At 64.9% G+C, this 19692-nt stretch carries 21 protein-coding genes and 1 tRNA gene; 11 read left to right on the top strand and 11 right to left on the bottom strand.

The features are described 5' to 3' along the window. Positions 1–14: 14 nt before the first annotated feature. Genes mmsA through QN358_RS13100 form a run of 5 tightly spaced genes read left to right on the top strand, consistent with a single transcriptional unit; the run spans position 15 to position 5586 of the window. Positions 15–1547: a multiple monosaccharide ABC transporter ATP-binding protein gene (gene mmsA / locus QN358_RS13080; RefSeq protein ID WP_136641565.1), complete on the top strand. Its 1533-nt coding sequence runs from the start codon at positions 15–17 to the stop codon at positions 1545–1547. Further along, a complete protein-coding gene (mmsB, locus tag QN358_RS13085; protein ID WP_136641566.1) occupies positions 1547–2788 on the top strand; it encodes a multiple monosaccharide ABC transporter permease in 1242 nt (413 codons plus the stop codon). Before mmsA ends, mmsB begins: the two co-directional genes overlap by 1 nt. Before the next feature lie 48 nt (positions 2789–2836). Beyond that, a complete protein-coding gene (locus QN358_RS13090) occupies positions 2837–4414 on the top strand; it encodes an ATP-binding cassette domain-containing protein (protein ID WP_323512648.1) in 1578 nt (525 codons plus the stop codon). 46 nt (positions 4415–4460) lie between these two features. Continuing rightward, positions 4461–4838 (top strand): DUF1801 domain-containing protein, encoded by a 378-nt coding sequence (locus QN358_RS13095; RefSeq protein WP_136641568.1) that lies wholly within the window; start codon positions 4461–4463, stop codon positions 4836–4838. 31 nt (positions 4839–4869) lie between these two features. Further along, a complete protein-coding gene (locus QN358_RS13100) occupies positions 4870–5586 on the top strand; it encodes a DUF998 domain-containing protein (protein WP_136641569.1) in 717 nt (238 codons plus the stop codon). On the opposite strand, the gene QN358_RS13105 is transcribed toward QN358_RS13100, so the two are convergent. From QN358_RS13105 to QN358_RS13150, 10 genes are all read right to left on the bottom strand, one after another. After that, complete coding sequence (locus QN358_RS13105) at positions 5534–7978, bottom strand: ATP-binding cassette domain-containing protein (protein ID WP_136641570.1); 2445 nt, start codon at positions 7976–7978, stop codon at positions 5534–5536. The two genes, QN358_RS13100 and QN358_RS13105, sit on opposite strands and share 53 nt — an antisense overlap. A gap of 82 nt (positions 7979–8060) precedes the next feature. Beyond that, positions 8061–8960: a putative RNA methyltransferase gene (locus tag QN358_RS13110; protein ID WP_136641571.1), complete on the bottom strand. Its 900-nt coding sequence runs from the start codon at positions 8958–8960 to the stop codon at positions 8061–8063. Positions 8961–9065: 105 nt separating this feature from the next. Beyond that, a complete protein-coding gene (locus QN358_RS13115) occupies positions 9066–9305 on the bottom strand; it encodes a helix-turn-helix domain-containing protein (protein ID WP_161580374.1) in 240 nt (79 codons plus the stop codon). Positions 9306–9313: 8 nt separating this feature from the next. After that, positions 9314–9502, bottom strand: a complete 189-nt coding sequence (locus QN358_RS13120) for a hypothetical protein (RefSeq protein WP_161580375.1) — start codon at positions 9500–9502, stop codon at positions 9314–9316. Positions 9503–9790: 288 nt separating this feature from the next. Further along, the gene (locus tag QN358_RS13125) at positions 9791–10447 is read right to left on the bottom strand and encodes a hypothetical protein (RefSeq protein WP_237280298.1); all 657 of its coding nucleotides are present in this window, start codon (positions 10445–10447) and stop codon (positions 9791–9793) included. A gap of 33 nt (positions 10448–10480) precedes the next feature. After that, on the bottom strand, positions 10481–10963 hold the full coding sequence (locus QN358_RS13130; RefSeq protein WP_136641573.1) for a SecDF P1 head subdomain-containing protein: 483 nt from the start codon (positions 10961–10963) through the stop codon (positions 10481–10483). A 121-nt stretch (positions 10964–11084) separates the two neighbouring features. Next, positions 11085–11157 (bottom strand) — tRNA-Arg (locus tag QN358_RS13135). A gap of 28 nt (positions 11158–11185) precedes the next feature. Then, positions 11186–12748, bottom strand: a complete 1563-nt coding sequence (locus QN358_RS13140; RefSeq protein WP_136641574.1) for an amino acid permease — start codon at positions 12746–12748, stop codon at positions 11186–11188. A 128-nt stretch (positions 12749–12876) separates the two neighbouring features. Continuing rightward, complete coding sequence (locus tag QN358_RS13145) at positions 12877–13665, bottom strand: hypothetical protein (RefSeq protein WP_201799248.1); 789 nt, start codon at positions 13663–13665, stop codon at positions 12877–12879. Positions 13666–13760: 95 nt separating this feature from the next. Next, positions 13761–13955, bottom strand: a complete 195-nt coding sequence (locus tag QN358_RS13150) for a hypothetical protein (protein ID WP_136641575.1) — start codon at positions 13953–13955, stop codon at positions 13761–13763. Between the two features lie 138 nt (positions 13956–14093). Between QN358_RS13150 and msrA the strand changes: the two genes are divergently transcribed. From msrA to QN358_RS13175, 5 genes are all read left to right on the top strand, one after another. After that, a complete protein-coding gene (gene msrA, locus QN358_RS13155; protein ID WP_136641576.1) occupies positions 14094–14621 on the top strand; it encodes a peptide-methionine (S)-S-oxide reductase MsrA in 528 nt (175 codons plus the stop codon). Between the two features lie 157 nt (positions 14622–14778). Further along, a complete protein-coding gene (locus QN358_RS13160) occupies positions 14779–15333 on the top strand; it encodes a single-stranded DNA-binding protein (protein WP_136641577.1) in 555 nt (184 codons plus the stop codon). A gap of 66 nt (positions 15334–15399) precedes the next feature. Further along, positions 15400–15897, top strand: coding sequence for a DUF6993 domain-containing protein (locus QN358_RS13165; protein ID WP_136641578.1), 498 nt, complete (start codon positions 15400–15402; stop codon positions 15895–15897). A gap of 2 nt (positions 15898–15899) precedes the next feature. Next, the gene (gene ettA / locus QN358_RS13170; RefSeq protein ID WP_136641579.1) at positions 15900–17582 is read left to right on the top strand and encodes an energy-dependent translational throttle protein EttA; all 1683 of its coding nucleotides are present in this window, start codon (positions 15900–15902) and stop codon (positions 17580–17582) included. A gap of 3 nt (positions 17583–17585) precedes the next feature. Beyond that, positions 17586–18077, top strand: coding sequence for an acyl-CoA thioesterase (locus QN358_RS13175; protein WP_136641580.1), 492 nt, complete (start codon positions 17586–17588; stop codon positions 18075–18077). Here QN358_RS13175 and QN358_RS13180 read toward each other — a convergent pair. Continuing rightward, positions 18061–18948, bottom strand: a complete 888-nt coding sequence (locus QN358_RS13180) for an acyl-CoA thioesterase (protein ID WP_136641581.1) — start codon at positions 18946–18948, stop codon at positions 18061–18063. The two genes, QN358_RS13175 and QN358_RS13180, sit on opposite strands and share 17 nt — an antisense overlap. Before the next feature lie 77 nt (positions 18949–19025). On the opposite strand from QN358_RS13180, the gene QN358_RS13185 reads away from it, so the two are divergent. Next, positions 19026–19692, top strand: a 667-nt coding sequence (locus QN358_RS13185) for a hypothetical protein (protein ID WP_323512649.1), incomplete at its 3' end; no start/stop codon positions are given.

The following is a 19692-nucleotide window of genomic DNA, read 5'->3' on the forward strand; positions in this document are numbered from 1 at the left end:
AAGGAAGAGATATTGTGACCACCAATATCCTGGAAATGCGCAGCATCACGAAGACGTTCCCGGGCGTCAAGGCGCTGCAGAACGTGACGCTCGACGTCGGCCGCGGCGAGGTGCACGCGATCTGCGGCGAGAACGGCGCAGGCAAGTCCACGCTGATGAAGGTCTTGAGCGGCGTGTACCCGTTCGGAACCTACGAAGGCGACATCGTCTTCGAGAACGAGACAATGGAGTTTCGCGACATTCGTGACAGCGAGGCCAAAGGCATCGTGATCATCCACCAGGAACTGGCGCTCAGCCCGTTCCTGTCGATTGCCGAAAACATTTTTCTGAACAACGAGATCACGGGCGCCTTCGGCCTGATCGACTGGAACAAGACCAACATCGAGGCATCCAAGCTCCTCGCCCGCGTGGGCCTCAGGGAGAACCCCACCACGAAGGTTCGCGAACTCGGGGTGGGCAAGCAGCAGCTCGTCGAGATTGCCAAAGCGCTCTCGAAACGAGTGAAGCTTCTGATTCTGGATGAACCGACCGCCGCCCTGAACGATGAAGACAGTGATCACCTGCTCGACCTGATTCTCTCGCTGAAGGCGCAGAACATCACGTCGATCATCATCAGCCACAAGCTGAACGAGATCAAGAAGATCTCCGACACGGTGACGGTCATTCGAGACGGCAAGGCCATCGAGACCATCGCCAAGATCGACGTCACCGAAGACCGCATCATCAAAGACATGGTGGGTCGCGACCTCGAACACCGCTACCCCGATCACACGCCGCACATCGGCGACGAGATTCTGCGCGTCGAGAACTGGACCGCGTACCACCCGCAAGACCCGACTCGCGTCATGGTCGACAACGTGAACATCAACGTGAAGCGCGGCGAGATCGTCGGTATCGCTGGTCTGATGGGCGCGGGTCGTACCGAGTTCGCGATGAGTCTGTTCGGGCGCTCGTACGGCACCAAGATCTCAGGGTCGGTCTTCAAGAACGGCAAAGAGATCAAGACCCGCACGGTTTCGGAGGCCATCGACAATGGTCTGGCATACGCCACCGAAGACCGCAAGTTCTACGGGCTCAACCTCATCGAAGACATCAAGCGCAACATCTCGATGGCGTCGCTGAAGAAGCTCGAGCGCGGCGGATTCGTCGACGACAACGAAGAGTTCAAGGTGGCTGAGGGCTACCGCAAGTCGATGAACATCAAGGCACCCTCGGTACTGGCGAAGGTCGGCAAGCTGAGCGGTGGCAACCAGCAGAAGGTCGTACTCAGCAAGTGGATCTACTCAGACCCCGACGTGCTGATTCTCGACGAGCCCACCCGCGGCATCGATGTGGGCGCCAAATACGAGATCTACACGATCATCAACCGCCTCGCAGCCGAAGGCAAAGGCGTGATCGTCATCTCGAGTGAACTACCCGAGCTCATCGGCATCTGCGACCGCATCTACGCGCTCGCTGAAGGCCGCATCACCGGTGAAGTGCCTATTGCAGAGGCCACCCCCGAAACGCTGATCAAGTACATGACCATGGAAAAGGAACGAGCCTGATGTCCAACCTCGAAACGAAGCCGGCCGACGACACGGCAGCAGGCGGCCGGGTCAATCCGGTCGAGAACAGATTCACCACCGCGATCACCCACGTACTGAGCGACCTGGGCAAGAACGGTATCTTCATCGCCCTCGTGCTGGTGGTCGTGGTCTTCGAGATCCTGACCAATGGGGTGCTGCTGCGGCCGCAGAACGTCTCGAACCTCATCGTGCAGAACGGGTACATCCTGATTCTGGCTATCGGCATGGTGATGGTGATCGTGGCCGGCCACATCGACCTGTCGGTGGGTTCGGTTGCGGCCTTCATCGGTGCCGTCTCGGGCGTGTTCGCAGTGAACATGGGGCTGCCGTGGTGGCTCTCGATCATTCTTTCGCTGCTGATCGGTGCCGTGGTGGGTGCCTGGCAGGGGTTCTGGATCGCGTACGTCGGAATCCCAGCGTTCATCGTGACGCTGGCGGGCATGCTCATCTTCAGAGGGCTCGCGCTCGTGGTTCTCGGCAACGCGAACATCGGCTCGTTCCCCGAGCTGTACCGCTCGATCGGTAACGGTTACCTGACGAACCTGTTCGGCGATTTCGCCGTCGACCCTCTCACCATGGGCGTTGCGATTATCGCCATCGTCGCATTCATCGTGCAGTCGGTGCGTACGCGCCGCGGCCGGCAGAGCTACGGGCAGGCTGTCGAACCGCTCGGCTGGTTCGTGGGCAAGCTGGTTCTGGTTGCGATCGTCGTCGGCCTGTTCGCCTACGCGCTCGCCACGTTCAAGGGCATCCCCGTCACGCTGATCATTCTCGCCGTGCTGGTGCTCATCTACGGGCTGGTCATGACCCGCTCGGTGTTCGGCCGCCACATCTACGCCATCGGTGGCAACCTGCACGCAGCCGAGCTGTCGGGTATCAAGACCCGCAACGTGACGTTCTGGCTGTTCGTGAACATGGGCTTCCTGGCCGCACTCGCCGGCCTGGTATTCACTGCCCGGCTAAACCTCGCAGGCCCGAAGGCCGGCGACGGGTTCGAGCTCGAGGCGATCTCGGCCGCCTTCATCGGTGGCGCGGCGGTGACCGGCGGTATCGGTACCATCGGCGGTGCCATCGTGGGTGGTCTCATCATCGGTGTGCTGAACAACGGCATGTCGATCATGGGCATCGGCATCGAGTGGCAGCAAGCCGTCAAGGGCCTCGTGCTGTTGCTGGCCGTTGCGTTCGACGTGTACAACAAGCGCCGCTCCGGCGGGCGTTGATCGCCAGCCGATCGCACTGATCGCGCTGCGAACACTGAGTGACAGCGGATGCCCGTGTCTGGCCTCGCACTTCACCTGAGCTCTGTCTCGGCGAGGTCGTCGGCCGGCACGGGCATTCGTGCTGTGTCGTTCGCGGTGCCCGCGGGGGCCGTGCACGGCATTCTGGCCGAAAACCTCTCGGGGGCATCCGAGGTTCTCGCTGTGATCGGCGGCTTTCTGCCGGTCACCGAGGGTGTTCTCCGCATCGGCGGTGAGCCTCGCCGCTTCGACGGGTACCGCGCCGCCGAAACACTCGGCGTGCGGGTGCTGCGCGGCGAACCCGCCATCGTTCCGCACACCTCGGTGGCAGAGAACATCTTCCTCGGACACGAGAAGTCGGTGGGCGGTTTCATTCGATTCGACCGGTTGAACGCGAACGCCGCCGAGCTGCTCACCCGTTTCGGTCTCGGGGCGACGGTCGATCCGCGGTCACCCGGGTCGGGCTTGTCGCGTGCCGAACGCCAGGTCGTAGAGCTGGTGCGCTGCGTGGTGGCCCAGCGAACAGTCGTGCTGATCGACGAACCGTTCACGGGTCTCGACGCTGCGGGCCTCGCGTTGGTGGCAGCCGGCATCCGGCGGCTCTCTGCTGACGGGGTCACCGTGGTGGTGGCGACGCACCGCATCGACATGCTGACGCAGGTTGCCCAGAACGTGAGCGTGCTGTCGCGCGGCGAGGTCGTCGAAACGGTGTCGATGCTCGAGGGGCGGCCCTCTGAGGCGCGGTTGATCGAACACATGACAGCGAACATCCGGGTGTCGCCGCGCCCGCTGCACGAGACGCGTGAGGCCGGGCCCGTGGTCTTCGAGATCGCCGGGTGGAGCGCCTACCACGTGGTCGATTCAGACACGGCTGTAGTGCGGGATGTGTCGCTGAACGCCCGTCGCGGTGAGATCGTCGGGCTGGCGGGACTTGCCGGTTCGGGTATCGCCGAGCTGGCGCTCAGCCTCTTCGCGCGCTCGTACAGCTCGAGCGTGACCGGCACCATGCTCGTGAACGGCAGCCCCCTGGTGGCCGAGACCCCGCAGCAGTCGGTTGCGGGTGGGGTGGGGCTCTCGACGAGCGCGAACCTGCGGTACGACCTGAAACTGTTGGGCGGCATTCCGTCACGCGTCTCGCCGTCGCTTCTCGGCAGGCTGGCACGTTTCGGCTTGGTCGACCGGCATCGCGACTACGAGACGGCGTCGCCCGCGTTCGGCCTCGGCGGAATCTCGGCGCTCGTCGGCAACCGCGCCGCCGCCGCAGCGGCGGCAGACGGCGGGTGGTCTGCGGGCGCCAGGCGGCATGTGGATGCCCTGAAGCTGTGGCTCGACCAGCCCCTCGAGGCGCGCCCCGTCGTTGTCGTTCTCGATCACCCCACCGCCTCGCTCGAGGGCGAGCAGTTGCACGCTGTGCGCGACCTCATCGTCGAACTCGCCACTGGCGGCACTGCCGTGCTGCTGGCCTCCGACAATCTCGACGAGCTGCTGATCATGACGAACCGCATCTTCACTCTGGCCGAGGGGCGGGTGACCGCCGAGCTCGTGACGCGGCAGGCCACCGCACCCTCCGTGCTCGCCGGCATGATCGGTCGCACCTCGTCATCGTGACCGCGGTGCCTGCTCGTATGATGAAGGCGACCGAAGGAAGGTGCTCGTGACTCCCGCAGAAGAGATCGACAACCTGATCAGAACCCACCCCGACTGGCGTGGGGCCGCACTGGCGAATGCCCGCCGCATCATCAGCGAGGTCGACCCCGGCATCGTCGAAGAGTGGAAGTGGATGGGCGCGCCCGTCTGGGAGCTCGACGGCATTCTGGTCGTGGGCAACATCTTCAAGACGAAGGTGAAGCTCGGCTTCATGTACGGCGCCCTCATCACCGACGCCACAGGTCTCTTCAACGGCGAACTGGGCGGCAACCAGCGTCGCTCGTACGAGTTGGCCGAGGGCGATGTGATCGACGAAGAGGGGCTGAAGGCTCTCGTTCGCGAGGCCATCGCGTTCAACCATGCCAAGCGGGCCAATAAGAAGTAGCGTTCCGAGACGGCACAGGGGAGGAGCACCGATGTCGCTTTCGTCCGCTCGGCCTGTCGCTGTCGCTGTCGCCCGACGGCCCGCGCTCGCCGCTGCTGCGCTCTGGGCCGCAGCGGGCCTCGCCTACGTCGCTGCCGAGGCCGCCGCCGCGGCAGCATTCCCCGGGTACAGCTACGCCACGAACTACATCAGTGACCTCGGTGTGCCTGAGGTGGGCGTCTTTCAGGGGCGAACCATCGACTCGCCACTGCATGACCTGGTCAATCTCGCTTTCGTGGCGCAGGGCATCCTCTTCATCACCGCTGCGATTCTCCTCACGCGGGCGGTCACCGGCGGCGCTCGCCGCACCTTCCTCGTGCTCGCGGCACTGCACTCGGTGGGAATCGTTCTGGTCGGCGTCTTCCATGGCAGCCAGGCCAGTACCGCGGCCGGGCTCGAAGTGCTGCACGTCGGGGGAGCGGGCCTTGCCATCGTGGCCGGAAACGTGGCCGTCGTCGTGGCCGGTCTCGGCTCGACGGCACGCGGTACCCCCACCTGGTACCGCGTCGTGAGCACCGGGCTCGGGATGCTCGGCCTCGCCTCACTCGTACTGCTCGAACTCGGCTACTACACACCGGGCCTGAAACTGTTGCCTGACGGCGTGCTCGAACGGGGCTCGGTCTACTCGATCATCGTATGGGAGCTGCTGACAGCGGTCACGCTGCTGGTGGGCGTGACCCGACGTAGGCCGCCAGATGCTGGCCGGTGAGGGTCTGCCGCCCGGCCACGAGGTCTGCCGGTGTGCCCTCGAAGACGATGCGCCCGCCGTCGTGGCCTGCCCCGGGGCCGAGGTCGATGATCCAGTCGGCGTGCGCCATCACGGCCTGGTGATGCTCCACCACAACGACCGAGGTGCCAGAGTCGACCAGCCGGTCGAGCAGGCCGAGCAGCTGCTCGACATCGGCGAGGTGCAGGCCCGTGGTGGGCTCGTCGAGCACGTAGATCTCGCCTGACTCCGCCATCTGGTTCGCAAGCTTCAAGCGCTGGCGTTCGCCACCCGACAGCGTGGTGAGGGGCTGCCCGAGGCTCAGGTAGCCCAGGCCCACGTCGACGAGACGCGCGAGAATGGTGTGCACGGCCGGAGTGCGCGCCTCACCTTCGCCGAAGAACGCCGCGGCGTCGACCATCGACAGGGAGAGAACTTCGCTGATGTCGAGGCCGCCGAGGTGGTACTCGAGCACCTGCGCGTCGAACCGCTTTCCGTCGCAGACCTCGCACACTCGTGAGACGCTGGCCATCACGCCGAGGTCGGTGTAGATCACTCCGGCGCCGTTGCAATTGGGGCAGGCTCCTTCGGAGTTCGCGCTGAACAGGGCGGGCTTCACGCCGTTGGCCTTGGCAAAAGCCTTGCGGATGGGTTCGAGCATCCCCGTGTAGGTGGCAGGGTTGCTGCGCCGGGAGCCGCGGATGGCGCCCTGATCGATCGAGACCACCCCCGCGCCGGCCGGAATCGAGCCGTGCACCAGCGAGCTCTTGCCCGAGCCCGCCACGCCGGTGACGACCACCAGCACGCCGAGGGGAATGTCGACATCGACACCCGTCAGGTTGTGCGTCTTCGCCCCTCGAATCTCGAGCGCGCCCGTCGAGGTGCGTACCGATGCCTTGACCGAATGGCGGTCGTCGAGGTGCCGGCCGGTCAGCGTGTCGCTCGCGCGCAGCTCGTCGACGGTTCCTTCGAAGCACACCTCGCCGCCGCCGGTGCCGGCCCCTGGGCCGAGGTCGACCACATGGTCGGCGATGGCGATCATCTCGGGCTTGTGCTCGACCACGAGTACGGTGTTGCCCTTGTCGCGCAGCTGCAGCAGCAGCGCATTCATGTGTTCGATGTCGTGCGGGTGCAACCCGATGGTCGGCTCGTCGAAGATGTACGTGACGTCGGTGAGCGACGAACCGAGGTGCCTGATCATCTTCGTGCGCTGGGCCTCGCCGCCCGAGAGCGTGCCGGCCGGGCGGTCGAGAGAGAGGTAGCCCAGCCCGATCTCGACGAACGAGTCGAGGGTCTGCAGAAGCCCGCCCAGCAGGGGAGCGACCGTCGGCTCGTCAAGTCCCCGCACCCACTCGGCGAGGTCGCTGATCTGCATCGCGCACGCGTCGGCGATGGAGATACCGCCGACCAGTGATGACCGGGCCGCCTCGCTGAGGCGCGTGCCGCCGCACTCGGGGCAGGTCGTGAAGGTGACTGCTCTGTCGACGAACGCGCGGATGTGCGGCTGCATGGCCTCGCGGTCTTTCGACAGAAACGACTTCTGCACCTTGGGCACGAGCCCCTCGTACGTCATGTTGATGTCGCCGACCTTCACCTTCACCGGTTCGCGGTACAGAAAGTCGTCGCGTTCCTTTGCTGAATAGTCGCGAATGGGCTTGTCGGCGTCGAGAAAACCCGAGCCGGTGAAGATGCGAACGCCCCAGCCGTCGGCGGTGTAACCGGGAATGGTCAGGGCGCCCTCGTTGAGCGACTTCGTCTCGTCGAACAGCTGCGCGAGGTCGATGTCGTTCACTGTGCCCATGCCCTCGCAGCGCGGGCACTGGCCACCCGTCACGGTGAAGCTTCGCCGCTCCTTCACCGTGCGACCGGCTTTCTCCATGGTGACGGCCCCAGCGCCGCTCACCGACGGCACGTTGAACGAGAACGCCTGCGGTGAGCCGATGTGCGGATGCCCGAGCCTACTGAACACGATGCGAAGCAGTGCGTTCGTGTCGGTCGCCGTTCCGACGGTCGAGCGGGAGTTCGCCCCCATGCGCTCCTGGTCGACGATGATCGCCGTGGTCAGGCCCTCGAGTACATCGACGTCGGGCCGGGAGAGCGTGGGCATGAGACCCTGCAGAAAGGCGCTGTACGTTTCGTTGATCATCCGTTGCGACTCTGCAGCGATGGTGCCGAAGACCAATGAGCTCTTGCCCGAGCCCGAGACGCCGGTGAAGACCGTCAGCCGGCGTTTGGGCAGCTCGAGGTCGATGTTCTTCAGGTTGTTCTCGCGCGCGCCGCGAACCCTGATGAGGTCATGGCTGTCGGCGGCCGGTGTTGCCGGTGTGACCGGTGTTGCCGGTGCTCCTGGCGCGGCCGCTGACGGGGTGGCCGCTGACGGGGTGGTGATCTTCATGGCAGCCAGCATAGGGCGGGCGACCGACAGGCGCTGGTCGATCGCTGATCAGTGTCGGTGGCGGGTGGTCGGGGCTCCCTCGTCAGTGCCGAAAACGGCTGATCGTCACTGCGACGCTCGTCGACAGTGTGTCGGGCAGAGCCCGTGCCAGCTCCTCGATGTCGGCTCGTTCGCGATGAAACGCGTTCGGCCCCATCATGATGGAGTCGACCACGTCGGCGGGAGTGAGATCGACCACGTAGTCGAGGTCGACGGTGCCGGCGGGCTGCAGCGGTTGCATGGCTTCGATGAGCCGCGCCTGCTTGTCTGCCCCGATGGCGAGCAGCGCGAAACGTTCGCGCAGCTGCGCGAGGTGCGCTTCTCGAGGCGTGACCACAATCACCTCGCCGTCTGCTGCGAGCACCCGCGCCACTTCGTCGCCGCGGCGCGGGCCGAAGATGCTCAGCACCAGGTCGACCTGGGCTGAGGCGATCGGCAGCAGTGCGCGCACGTCACCGGTGGCCGAAGCGAGCCGGGGGTGGGTGCGGGCAGCGGCGCGGGCAGCGTTCTTCGAGACGTCGAGGGTGAGGCCGTGCATCCGGGGCCGGGCGTCGAGTACGTGTGCCGCGTAGTAGCCCGTGCCGCCGGCGAGCTCGACGCACCAACCGGATGGCCCGTTGCCCGTGCCCGTGCTGGTGCTGGTGTTCGCGTGCTCGGCGAAGGCCTTCGCGATCGCGTCGGCGATGGGCGCGTAGTGCCCGCGCGCCAGGTGCCGGCCGCGGGCAGCAACCATCTCGGCGGTGTCGCCGTGGTGGTGCGGGCCGCCGCCGATGGTGAGCGAGGCATAGCCCTGCCGGGCGATGTCGAAGGCATGGCCGTTCTCGCAGCGCAGCGATCGGCTGCCGACGCCGAAGGTACTGGTGCCGAATGTGCTGGTGCCGAATGAGCCTCCGCAGAGTGGGCAGGCAAGAATGTCGAGGCTTCGCTCGAGAGCGTCTGTCACGGCTGGGCTGGCGCGCTCTGCACGGGCGTGCGCTGGTTCTGGGGCATTCCCCGAGACTAGCCGCACGCCGCACGCCGCACGCCGCACGAGGCGCGTGCGGCCCTGTCAGGCCGAGGCCGGGTAGCGCGAGGGCAGGTCACCGTAGACGCGCTTGAACGCGGCCCGCAGCCCGTGACTCGACGAGAACCCGCACAGTGTTGCTAACGCAGTGAGGCTGATTTTCGGAGTCTGGCGATCATCGAGATAGTCGGCAGCAGTGCGGGCGCGCGCGGCCTGCACGGCGCTGGCGACGCTGTCGCCATTGCTCTGGAACGCCCGCTGAAGGTGCCGGGTCGAGACGCTCAACTGTCGGCTCAGAGTCTGAGGGTCGAGAGTGGGGTCACGATGGCTGTTCCGGATGATCTCCAGAGCCCGGGCGTGAAGACCGGCACTCTCAACGGGGATGCTTCGAGCTGGGCGACCGGCATTGCGATGCTGAGCTGCCTGCTCGCGGTGTGGGCTTCGGTGGTACTCGAATCCCATCCGGCTGAGATGTAGGGCACTCCCAGCTCGTGGCAGGCCCCCACTGCTCGGCTGCAGATGTCGAAGCTGAAATCGACCGGAAAGTGTTGGTCACACCGGTTCCTCTGTGCGGTTGTCACCGGAGACGGCTGCGTAGAGCAGGCGCCGATGAGTTCTTCCACTGAGGAAGACGCACGAACGGTGATTTCGTGACGCCTCAGGCCCAAGCCTGATCGGGTTTTTGCGTTGCGCCGAACTGTTGTCTGCGGCCGTGGGTGGCTCAGGATGCTTCCCTGCTGGATGCGTGGAGCCGGGCATCCAGCACCGGCTCAGCGACGAGCTCGGTGAAACTGGTTGAGGGCTTCGCTGTAATGCCGGGGGTCGTCGCGTGTCTCGGCTGTGACAAGGAGCGAGTGCGGGCCGATGTCACGGGTGAAGGTGCCAACGCAGGGAACCACCACGACCGTGGTGAGCCCTGCCCTCCACGCTGCGCTGAGCGAGTCGACCGAAAGTCGCTCGGGGTGTTCGTTCAGAGGGCGCGAGTGCCCTCGGGCGAGGGCCTCGAAGTTCGCTCTGTTCCACGCTGCGTACTTCGGGGTGATGGCGTCATCGCCGAATGTGTCGCGCCAGTCAGGGCCCACCAGGGTTCGCAGCAGTTCGGCGCGCTCGGCCGAGCCAGTTGGCGTTTCGCGCAGCTCTTCGAACAGTTTCTCATCGTGCACCCGGCCGGCGTGGTCGAGGCAGGCCTTCCAGAGGGCGGGCCAGGCGTTGCGCCACTCTGCGATCTGATCAGCCGACGCGCGGGCGTCGGGGTGCTCGCCGACCGATGTGTCAGACAGAAGCGGAGGGAGATCGAACCCGGTCGGTTGCAGGTTGCAGGCTTCGCGTATCCAGAGCAGCTCGATGAGGGCGTTCGGTTCGTCATCGACGGTGATGAGCATGTCGTGTGGCCAGGGATTGTCTGGAATCGGAACGGATGAACGCATTACGTCTTCTGTCGGAGAAATCGGAGTGTTTGTTCAGTGCCCGAGGATTGCATCGACGAGGTCGGCGGCGTTCTCTCCCGGCGAGACGATGATCGACACCTCGCCACTCTCGATGGCGGCAAGCACGACAGGGGCACCGATGATCTTCTCGCCGGCCTTCATGACGAGTCGAGCGGTTGATCCCGCCGCGACGGCCTGTGTGGTGAGCGTGCTCAGAACCGTGCTGCCTTCGCCGGTGAATGTTACGTGCACCAGACTCTGCCCGTTGCTTTCATCGACAGCGGCGTCTTTCACCCCCGCGTCCGTGAAATCGGGTGGTGTCACCAAACTTTCGCCGTTGATCAAAACGCACGTCGCACTCGTAGCCTCAGTGCAGGTCTCAGACAGGGCGAGCTCGATCTTCGCGGAGCTGGATGCCGGTGTGGCTCCGGCTGAACCCCCGTTCGCGCTTGCGCAGGCGCTCAACGCGAGAACTGCGATCACTGCGATCGTCAATCCAGCCGATCGAACAGTCATGACTTCCCCCTCAGCCGATGGACTTCTGCGTCACACCCCTCAGGTCAGCCTACGCACTGTTCGCCCAAGCGCGTCAGCAACGGTGGCGATTCCCGAGGGAGGGCGAACGGCGCGGGCGGAGTGCCCCTGGTAGGAATCGAACCTACGACAAGCGGATTAGAAGGCCGCTGCTCTATCCACTGAGCTACAGAGGCAACTTCACGATGTTACTACGCCCGCCTGCTATTTCTCGTCGGGCGGAGTGGGCGCGCTCTTGTCCCGCAGGGCATCCGTTGCCTGCCGGGCAGGAATGACGGGGAACGGGCCGGTGATACCCTCGCGAGCCTGGGCGATGGCGAGAATCTTGCCGCGTGAGAGGTACCAGCCGAGAATGAGCAGCGGAATCACGATGATCAGCGATGCGACGGTGAAGGTTCCGATCGGGTAGTCGATCGCCATCAGAACGAGCACACCCGCCAGAAAGACCAGCGTCAGCCAGGCGGTCACGGGCGCCCCTGGCAGCCTGAACTGCGGCCGCACGAGCTTGCCTTCTTTCGCCCATGTGCGTAGCCGCATCTGGCTCAGGATGATCGTGGCCCAGCCTGCGACGATTCCGAGTGCTGAGACGTTCAGTACGATCTCGAACGCCTGGCTCGGCGCTATGGCGTTCAGGCCCACGCCCAGCAGGGTGATGCTGGCAGTGAGCAGGATGCCCCCGAACGGTACCCCGCTCTTGTTCATCCTCGTGGTGAACTTCGGGGCCGAGCCGTTCATGCCCATCGAGTGCAGAACGCGCCCGGTGGAGTAGAGCCCGGCGTTGAGGCTCGAGAGGGCGGCGGTGAGCACAACGAAGTTCATGATCGATCCGGCGATGAGCCCCACGTCGGTGCTGCCGATGCTGGAGAAGAACGTGACGAAGGGGCTCTGGCCTGCTGAGTACGCGGTGTACGGCAGCAGGAGTGACAGCAGCACAATCGACCCGACGTAGAAGACCGCAATGCGCAGAATGACGGTATTGATGGCCCTCGGGATGACCTCCTTGGCTTTCTGCGTTTCACCCGACGCGGTGCCCACCAACTCGATACCGGCGTAGGCGAACACGACGCCCTGCACCACGATCACGACGGGAAGCAGCCCATTCGGGAAGATGCCGCCATTGCTCTGAAGCAGTGACAGGCCCGGTGCCAGGGTCTGGCCGCCGACGTGAACCGGAAACTGGCCGGCCAGAAAGACGATGCCGATGATGAGAAACGCCACCAGCGCGGTCACTTTGATGAGGGCGAACCAGAATTCCATCTCGCCGAACACCTTCACCGAGACGAGGTTGAGGGTGAGAACCACGGCCAGGGCGATCAGGGCGAGGAGCCACTGTGGTGCCGAGGTGAAGAAAGACCAGTAGCGCACGTACAGGGCAACGGCGGTGACGTCGACAATCGAGGTCATGGCCCAGTTCAGAAAATACATCCAGCCCGCGGCATAGGCGAACTTCTCGCCATAGAATTCGCGAGCGTAGGAGACGAACGAGCCCGACGAGGGGCGATGCAGCACGAGTTCGCCCAGTGCCCGCAGGATGAAGAACGCGAACACGCCGCAGATGGCGAAGACGATGGCGAGCGCGGGGCCGGCGCCGGCCAGACGACCGCCCGCGCCGAGGAACAGGCCGGTGCCGATGGCGCCCCCGATGGCGATCATCTGCACCTGGCGCGGCTTCAGCCCGTGCTGGAACCCCTGTTGTTCGTGGGAGAAGTCACGCGGAACGTGCGTTGGGTCTGGTGTGTCCTTTTCGCGGTCGTCGAGCTGAGTCATGAACACCCCATTCACGGCCGACGTGTGTCGGCGCCAAGTTTTTACAACCTAGCCCCGACCGAACGCTTTGGCGATGATTGAGCAGCACTAATTAGTTCTTGACTTTCGCGCCGACGGCGCGATCGATGCTATGACGCCGATCGGGCGTTGCCGGAGTCGATCTGGCGTTCGAGCGCGTCGACGTCGCTCAGCACGCGCTGTGTGTCGAGGGTGCCGGTGTTCGCGCGGGGTGCAGCCGGCGTCGCGTAGGCCGAAGCCTGGTATGCGGTCGGGGCAACGGCTGGGGTCGATTCGGCTGCCGAAGTCGAAGTCGAAGTCGAATTCGAAGCCGGAACAGGAGCCACGGGAGCTGCGTACTGCTCGTGGTGTTGCTGAGCGACCCACGCTTCTTGCTGCTGCTGAAGAGTGCGCTCGGTGTCGCCTGACTGGGCCTGCCAACGGTCGAGGTCGCTCTGGAAGCTGCGGCGTGTGCGACCCGGACGGTGTTGCCAGTCGACCAGCTGGTCGCGGAACTGGATCACCGCAGGTTCGATCTGGTAGCCGAACGTCGCCGAGTTGCGCTTCATCTCGGCGAGCGAGTGCGCGGCCCAGTTTGCGGCGACCGATGCGCCCTTGATGGGCAGCAGTCGCACCTGGATGTCGGCCTGCCCGGTGGCGCGGTCGGCGAGTATCTGCTCTTGGGGCGTTAGCGAGTTCCAGACGGAGGCCTGTTCGGCTGCATCGACGAGTGCGCCGATGGCAGCCACCTTGAGCTCGCGGTCGCGGCTGGTCAGCAAGCGCTTGATCGAGCCGCTGGCTATCAGCGATGCCAGCAGGCCCGCCACGACAATCGACACGGCGGGCACGGCCACGCTTGTCAATACGAAGGCGCCACCGTCAGTGTTCGCCCAGTTGAGAAAGTTGCTCCACCATTCCATGGGGGAAGACTACCTCCGGCCGCAGGCTAAACCGTGGCACGAAACGCACGGTGTGAGGCGAGTCTTCAGCTGGGCATCCGGTAGCCCCGCGCGGCTCAGCCGAAGCACAGTACGGCGTCGTCGATGCTCGAGAAGTCGCCCACGGTGTTCTGCCGACGGGTGGATGCCACGAGTCGGCGTGCCTCGAACCGTGCGCTGTCGGCGACCGGCACCTGCTCGATGTACCCCGCGAGTGAACCGTCTGTTCGAACGACTCGCCACAGTGCCGGGCGAACCTGAATGGTGTGCATGGTGCCTCTTTCGTCGGTGTTCGGTGTTCGGTGTTCTGCGTTCGTCGCCGGCCCGGTCGATGGTGTTGTGCCAACCGTACGAGCGACCACTGACACTGGCCTGGCCGCCCGCCCGGCAGCGGTCGTAGGCTTGACGGCATGCAAACTTTTGTTCTCGCCGGCGGCTGCTTCTGGTGTCTCGACGCCGTCTACCGCACTCTGCACGGTGTTACCGACGTCGTTTCGGGCTACACCGGTGGCTCGAACCCCGACCCCACTTACGAGCAGGTGTGCACTGGGCGCACGGGTCACGCTGAAGTCGTCGCCGTCACCTTCGACCCCGGTGTGATCCCGGCCCACGTGATTCTCGACGTGTTCTTCACCCTGCACGACCCGCGCCAGCTCAATCGCCAGGGAAACGACGTGGGCACCCAGTACCGCTCGGCCATGTTCTTCACCTCGGCCGAGCAGAAAGAGTTGTTCGAGGAGAGCGTCGAGCGAGCCGCCGACCTGTGGGAGGGAGACATCGTGACAGTGGTCGAGCCCCTCGCTGAGTTCTACCCGGCTGAGGCGTACCACCAGGACTTCTTCGCCAAGAACCCCGGCCAGGGCTACTGCATGGCGGTCGCACTGCCGAAGGTGGCGAAGGTGCGAAAGGCCTATGCACCGTATGTCAGGGCCGCGTAGCTCGTTCCGGCCGCTGAGCTGAACCTGGCTTGTCGCTCACACTGAGCGGGCGATGGATGCTCTCCCCAGATGTCGCTCTGGCCTGCCCCAGCGCTGACGCGCCGAGCCAGACTCGGTGCACGGCAGCGCTCGAGCAGCCGTGAGACAGGAGAAAATCGTGACCGACAGCATTGCACTCACCGGCGTCGTGGCTACGGCCCCGCGTCACATCACCACTTCGGAGGGGCTCGACATCACGAGCTTCCGGCTCGCTTCGAGCCAGCGGCGGTTCGACAAGAATCGCCAGACCTGGGTCGACATGGGTACAAATTGGTACACGGTGACGGCCTTCCGCCAGCTCGCGTCGAATCTGGCGGTGTCGGTACAGAAGGGCGACCGCGTGGTCACCGCCGGGCGCATTCGCATTCGCGAGTGGGAGAACGGCGAGAAGTCGGGAACGACGATCGAGATCGAGGCAGAGACGGTGGGCCACGACCTGGCGTGGGGAAATTCGCTCTTCACCAAGTCGCTCTCAGAGAGTGTGCCTTCCTCATCGATGAGTGAGCGCGCGCCGGTCAGCCAGAGTGCCGCCAGCCGCCCGGCCGACAGCTGGGCTGTTCCCGGTATCTCCGGCGACGCCTTTCTGCCTGATGATGAAGCAGACCCGGGCGAGGGGTCAGCAGATTCTGAGGTTTCTTCCAACACTGCTCCTCTAGACTCAAGCGGTCGGTAGGGCCTCGGCTCTGCGGCACGTCTGTTCCATTCACTGCCCACCACGTCTAGCCCCAATGGAGATCTCATGCCTCGGCCGTTGTTTCGTGTGGGGGCGGCGTTCGCTCTCGGTGCTGCCGCCGTCATCATGTTCGCCGCGTGCACGTCGGCAACACCCTCCCCGGCCCCGGCCACGACGGCGGCCTCCACCGCGACGGGTGCCGCGACGAGCGCGCCGACTGCTGCCCCCGTCATCGTGCCCAGTGGTACCGCTGCCGACAACCTGCCCTACTTCGACCACGTGAACACGGGGCTCATAGCGTCGAGCACGGCGGCCGGGCAGACTCCCGACGGTAAGGCGTTCACCTCGGCGTTGCGTGACGCCGGCTTCGGCATCGCATCGATGCAGGTCACGCCCGATATCACCACCGTGGGGGTGAAGGCCGACTCCATTCAGTTCTCGATCGCTGTGAACGGGTCGTGCCTCGTGGGGCAGTACGGTTTCGGGCAGTACCACAGCCTCGTCACGCCGCTGCTCGGCACCGGCAAGTGCCTGATCGGTGAGACCCGCACAATAGACTGGTAACCATGGCCGAATACATTTATTCCATGGTGCGCGCCCGCAAGTCTGTGGGCGACAAGCTGATTCTCGACGACGTGACGATGGCGTTCCTCCCGGGCGCGAAGATCGGCGTGGTGGGGCCGAACGGCGCCGGCAAATCGACCATTCTGAAGATCATGGCGGGGCTCGATACACCGAGCAACGGTGACGCCATCCTGAGCCCCGGCTACACGGTGGGCATCCTCATGCAGGAGCCCGAACTCGACGAGACGAAGACCGTGCTCGAGAACGTTCAAGAGGGCGTGGGCGAGATCAAGGGCAAGATCGATCGCTTCAATGAGATCTCTGCCGCGCTCGCCGACCCCGACGCCGACTTCGACTCACTGCTGGCCGAAATGGGCAACCTGCAAGAAGACATCGACGCGGCCGACGCGTGGGATCTCGACTCGCAGCTCGAGCAGGCCATGGATGCCCTCCGAACCCCGCCGGGAGACGCGAGTGTCGCCAACCTCTCGGGTGGTGAGAAGCGCCGTGTGGCGCTCACCAAGCTCCTGCTGCAGAAGCCCGACCTGCTGCTGCTCGACGAACCCACTAACCACCTCGACGCCGAAAGCGTGCTCTGGCTCGAGCAGCACCTCGCGAAGTACCCGGGTGCCGTTCTCGCCGTGACACACGATAGGTACTTCCTCGACCACGTGGCCGAGTGGATCGCCGAGGTCGACCGCGGCAAGCTCTACCCCTACGAGGGCAACTACTCGACCTACCTCGAGAAGAAGCAAGAGCGCCTGCAGGTGCAGGGTAAGAAAGACCAGAAGCTCTCGAAGCGTCTCGCCGAAGAGCTCGAGTGGGTTCGCTCCAACGCGAAGGGCCGCCAGGCCAAGTCGAAGGCGCGTCTCGCGCGTTACGAGGAGATGGCCACCGAGGCCGAGCGCACCAGAAAGCTCGACTTCGAAGAGATTGTCATCCCCGTGGGCCCCCGCCTCGGCTCGCAGGTCATCGACGCCGACAAACTGCACAAGGGTTTTGATGGCCGCGTTCTCATCGACGACCTCAGCTTCACGCTTCCGCGCAACGGCATCGTGGGCGTCATCGGGCCGAACGGCGTGGGTAAGTCGACTCTGTTCAAGACCATTGTGGGCTTCGAACCGCTCGACTCGGGCAAACTGACCATCGGCAATACGGTCGACATCTCGTACGTCGACCAAGACCGTGGTGGTATCGACCCGAAGAAGACCCTGTGGGAGGTCGTTTCCGACGGGCAAGACTACATTCAGGTCGGCAAGACCGAGATTCCATCACGCGCCTACGTGTCGACGTTCGGGTTCAAGGGCCCCGACCAGCAGAAGGCCGCCGGCGTTCTGTCGGGCGGTGAGCGCAACCGCTTGAACCTCGCCCTCACCCTCAAGCAGGGAGGCAACCTGCTGCTGCTCGACGAACCGACAAACGACCTCGACGTCGAGACCCTCGGCAGCCTTGAGAACGCCCTGCTCGAATTCCCCGGTTGCGCTGTGGTCATCACACACGACCGGTGGTTCCTCGACCGCATCGCCACCCACATCCTCTCGTACGAGGGCAGCGCAGACGAGCCCGCCAAGTGGTACTGGTTCGAGGGCAACTTCGAGTCGTACGAGCAGAACAAGATCGAGCGGCTCGGCCCCGACGCGGCGAAGCCGCACCGTTCGGCCTACCGCAAGCTGACCCGCGACTGACCTGTGAGACTCACCGTACCCACCAGCATGCGCTGGTCAGATCTCGATGCGTACGGTCATGTGAACAACGTGTCGATGCTGCGATTCTTCGAAGAGGCGCGCGTTCACGCGTTCTGGCGCACCACTGAGTACACCGAAGCGTCAGTGGCGCCCCCGATCGACGACAGTATGGCTGTGCTCGACGGCAGTACCGGCGACGAGACCATGATGGTCATCGCGCGCATGAGCGTCGAATACCTCGTGTCGATCCCGTACGTCAGGCGGCCCCTCGACATCGAACTGTGGATAGGGCACCTCGGCGGCGCGAGCCTCGAGGTGTTCTACGAGGTGTGGAGCCCGAAGGGCGACGAGCCCCGCACACTGTTCACCCGGGCATCCACCACCCTCGTGCTCGTCGATACCGCGAGCCAGCGGCCCCGGCGCATGACTGAGGCCGAGCGTGCGGCGTGGGTGCTCTACACCGACGAGCCCGTGGTCTTCAGCTCGCGGCGCTGACTCCGGCCGGCGAGAACCTGATCATTCCCTCCTGGGCCACACTTGCCACGAGGGTTCCGTCGCGGGAGAACATGCGGCCGAGTGACAGGCCGCGGCCACCGCTCGCGCTCGGTGACTCTTGCACGTACAGAAGCCACTCGTCGGCGCGGGCCGGCCGATGCCACCACATGGCATGGTCGAGACTGGCCATCTTCAGGCTGGGGCTGGCCCAGGTTGCACCGTGCCGGCGCAGCACCGACTCGAGAATCGTGTAGTCGCTCGCGTAGGCGAGTGCAGCGCGGTGAAGCGTCGGGTCGTCTGGCAGTGGGCCGAGACTCTTGATCCACACGGCCTGGTGGGCAACGTGCGCAGGGTCGGCCTCGAAGAACACCGGTGAGGTGACATACCGAATGTCGAACGGCCTGCGGTGCGCCCACCCACGAGCCAGCGGGTGATCGATTTGTGCAACGATGTCGTCTGCACTTCGGAGCGTCTCAGGTTCTGGGATGCCCGTGGGCATGTCTGCCTGATGGTCGAGCCCCTCGTCTTCGTTCTGGAACGACGCGATGATCGACAGAATCGGCAAGCCGTTCTGGTACGCCTGGGTTCGCCTGGTTGAGAACGACCGCCCGTCGTGGATGCGCTCGACAGAGAATGTGATGGGTAGCCGCACGTCGCCGGGCCGCAGAAAGTAGCCGTGGGTGGAGTGCACCATTCGAGAGTCATCGACGGTGCGGTCGGCGGCGACGATGGCCTGCGCCAGAACCTGGCCTCCGAACACGCGGCCGAGCGGTGTCCACTCCGACGGACCGGTGAAGATGTCTTCGTTGGTACGTGCTCCCGTGTCGGTGATGTTCAGCGCCGTGAGCATGCCGCTCAGGGGGTCAGTCATATCGTCTCCTACTCACTGTGTGCAACCGGCGCCCTCGATGCCGCACCGAGCCGCCACCTTCTGTAGTTTAGAAGCTGATGGTTCAATCATTCTCTCTCGTCGACGCGCTCTCGCTGGGCGACCTCAAGGTCTTCCTCGGCCGCGCGGCGCGCGTGGGCACCGGTTCGGTGCGGGTCATCGGCGGGCTCGGTGTGCTCGCGGTCTACGCCTCGGTGCTCGCGCCCAAGGGCCTGCTCGACGAAGCCCCGACGGTGTTGGGGCTTCGCACCTTCGCTCTGGCCGACAAAGAGATCGAGTTCGACGAGATCGTCTCGATCCGAGCGCTGCTCGACCGGCTCGCTTTGCTGTCGGTGACGGTGAACGGTGCCGTCGGCCCGGTCGAGGTTGTTCTGCCGCCGGCGGAGGGTTTCATGGCGTGGGCCGGTATCTCGCCCCCGCGGGGCGGCTGGAAGACGCTCGGGGTGGTCGATGCAGCCATCCTCGAGAAGTCGGCAGAGGCCGGTATCTCCGAGGTCGCGGCCGCGCTGCCGCCCGACACCGGTGAGCTGATCGTGCACCGTGTGCGATCGCAGGTCTGGGGCCGCGCTATCCCCGAAATCGAACGCCGAACCGCTGCCGGCGCCGCCTTTGCGGCCGTCAGCCTCGGCTTTCTCCGCTCTGATGACCCCGTGGCGCTCTACGCCTCCGGCCCCTGGACCCGCCTCACCACTCGCCGCGGCCACATCCTGTCTCTTATACACATCT

This window comes from Subtercola sp. RTI3 (assembly GCF_035018625.1).
GTDB lineage: Bacteria > Actinomycetota > Actinomycetes > Actinomycetales > Microbacteriaceae > Subtercola > Subtercola vilae.